The 2,146-nt window shown below is 37.2% G+C and carries 2 protein-coding genes; both read left to right on the top strand.

All coding sequences use genetic code 11. The features are described from left to right. The first annotated feature begins 101 nt into the window (after positions 1-101). The gene (istA, locus tag BLT_RS0121000; RefSeq protein WP_017726155.1) at positions 102-1,328 is read left to right on the top strand and encodes an IS21 family transposase; all 1,227 of its coding nucleotides are present in this window, start codon (positions 102-104) and stop codon (positions 1,326-1,328) included. Continuing rightward, on the top strand, positions 1,328-2,089 hold the full coding sequence (istB, locus tag BLT_RS0120995) for an IS21-like element helper ATPase IstB (RefSeq protein ID WP_017726154.1): 762 nt from the start codon (positions 1,328-1,330) through the stop codon (positions 2,087-2,089). The genes istA and istB overlap by 1 nt, the downstream gene beginning before the upstream one ends. Positions 2,090-2,146: the final 57 nt, after the last annotated feature.

Here is a 2,146-nt window from a genome sequence, read left to right as displayed (position 1 = left end):
TGTAAGCATCGGTGATAAAATCCCTAATAACAACGGTTTCAAATTCCCCTAAAATAACGGACAATAGTTTCAAAACAAAACACTAACGGAGTGGCGAAACTATGGTCAAGATTGGGGAATTTTTCATGATTAGAGAACTGTATCAGAAAGGATGGACAATCAAGGCGATTTCAGAGGAGACAGGCTTTGATCCAAAAACAATACGAAAATATATAAAGCTCGATACATTGCCTGAAAAGAAACCTGGAGAAGGACGAACAAGTAAATTAGATCCCTATAAGTCATACATCTTTGAAAGAATAAAAGAAGGGACAACCAATTGCGAAGTATTATTTGATGAAATTCAATCATTAGGTTACCAAGGGAAATTAACGATATTAAGAGAGTTTGTAAAACCACATCGTGTTAATCCTAAGAAGCAGGCAACCTTGCGGTTTGAAACACCTCCTGGAAAACAAGCTCAGATGGATTGGGGGTATGTGGGTAAATATTTAGTGGATGGGTTGGAGAAAGAGGTTTATGCCTTTGTCATGGTACTTGGTTATTCTCGTATGAAGTATGTAGAATTTACAACAAGCATGGATTTAGAAACATTAATGAAATGTCATATGAATGCCTTTGCTTATTTTAATGGAGTTCCTGAACAAATTCTTTATGACAATATGAAAACTGCGGTTATCAAGCACTCCCCCATTGAAATTCGGTTTAATCAAAAGTTTGAAGACTTCTTAGCTTATTATGGGATTGTGCCGAAGGCATGTAAACCACATCGCCCTCAAACAAAAGGAAAAGTAGAAAATGTCGTTGGATATTTAAAGAAGAATTTTATGCAGCGTAAGCATGAGCCGACCATTCAAGCACTTAATGAAAACGTAAGGAAATGGCTGGATAAGACAGCGAACTTAAAGCCTAATGCCACAACGAATGAATCGCCACTTAAACGCTTTAATCTCGAAACGAAATATTTAAAAACAAGTAATTTGAAGCCTGTCTTCCCGATAGCTAAGTGGGAAATACGAGAAGTGAGTCGAGATTCCTTTATCTCATACAGAGGTAAACGTTATTCTGTTCCGTACCGGTTTGTAGGGAAATCAGTGAAAATAAAAGAAACACTCGATCATCATATAGAAGTATATGACGAATACGAATGTATCGCTAAACACCCTATTCTCTATGGAAAAACAGAAATGCATATGAATCTAGAACATTATAAAGGGTTGAAAGAGACACAAAAAGGTTTGGCGACCCGTCTCCATCAACCCAATGAGCTTGAAGTAGAACAACGTTCTCTTCAAGTGTATGAACAATTAGAAGGGAGCGAAACATAATGTCTACTCAACTTCTAATCGAACGACTATCACAAATGGGATGGCACCATACAGCTGACCAAATTGATGGTCTTTTAGAAGATGCATCTAAAGATAATGTACCATATTCTGAGTTTCTTAACACTATTCTATTAAATGAAATGGAAAAAAGAGATTCGTTAGCCCTAGAAAAAAGGATCCTTAAAGCGAAGCTTCCCTTCCAAAAGACGATTCATGAATTTGACTTTGAGTTCCAACCAAGCATTAGTGAGAAAAGGGTGAAAGAGGTTTTAACCTGTCGGTTTATTGAGAATGGAGAAAATGTTTTACTTTTAGGGCCACCAGGAGTTGGGAAAACTCATTTATCTGTCGCCTTTTCAATGGAAGCCATTATCAAAGGGTATTCCGCCCTTTTTATTCGAGCAGATGACTTTATCAATGAGTGTAAGAAAGCGGACAAAGCAGGTTTAATAAATCGTGTCATCAAACGTTGGAGCCGCCCAGATCTATTAATTTTAGATGAATTAGGCTATTTCCCTTTTGACGAACTTAGTGCGAATATCTTATTTCAAGTTATCTCAAAAAGATATGATAAAAGAGGAGCAATACTTATTACTTCCAATAAGTCGTTCCTTGACTGGGGAAAAATATTTGGAGATGAAGTGTTAGCAACCGCTATTTTAGACCGCTTACTTCATCACGCAACCACATTTAATGTAAAGGGCGATTCGTATAGGCTTCGTGAGAAGCAAAAAGCTGGAATAGCACCAGTCCAAATTTAACGGTGATAAAAGGGAATTTGGGACCGTTGAAAAGAGGGAATTTCAATCCGTTGTTGA

Origin of the sequence: Halalkalibacterium ligniniphilum (assembly GCF_000334155.1) — a bacterium.
Classification (GTDB): Bacteria; Bacillota; Bacilli; order Bacillales; family Bacillaceae_D; genus Halalkalibacterium; species Halalkalibacterium ligniniphilum.
This window is presented reverse-complemented; position numbering and strand designations above follow the sequence as displayed.

Bases quoted from the DNA above. Each gene is read 5' to 3' on its own strand.
- istB (WP_017726154.1), top strand. From the start codon at position 1,328: ATGTCTACTCAACTTCTAATCGAACGACTATCACAAATGGGATGGCAC.
- istA (WP_017726155.1), top strand. From the start codon at position 102: ATGGTCAAGATTGGGGAATTTTTCATGATTAGAGAACTGTATCAGAAA.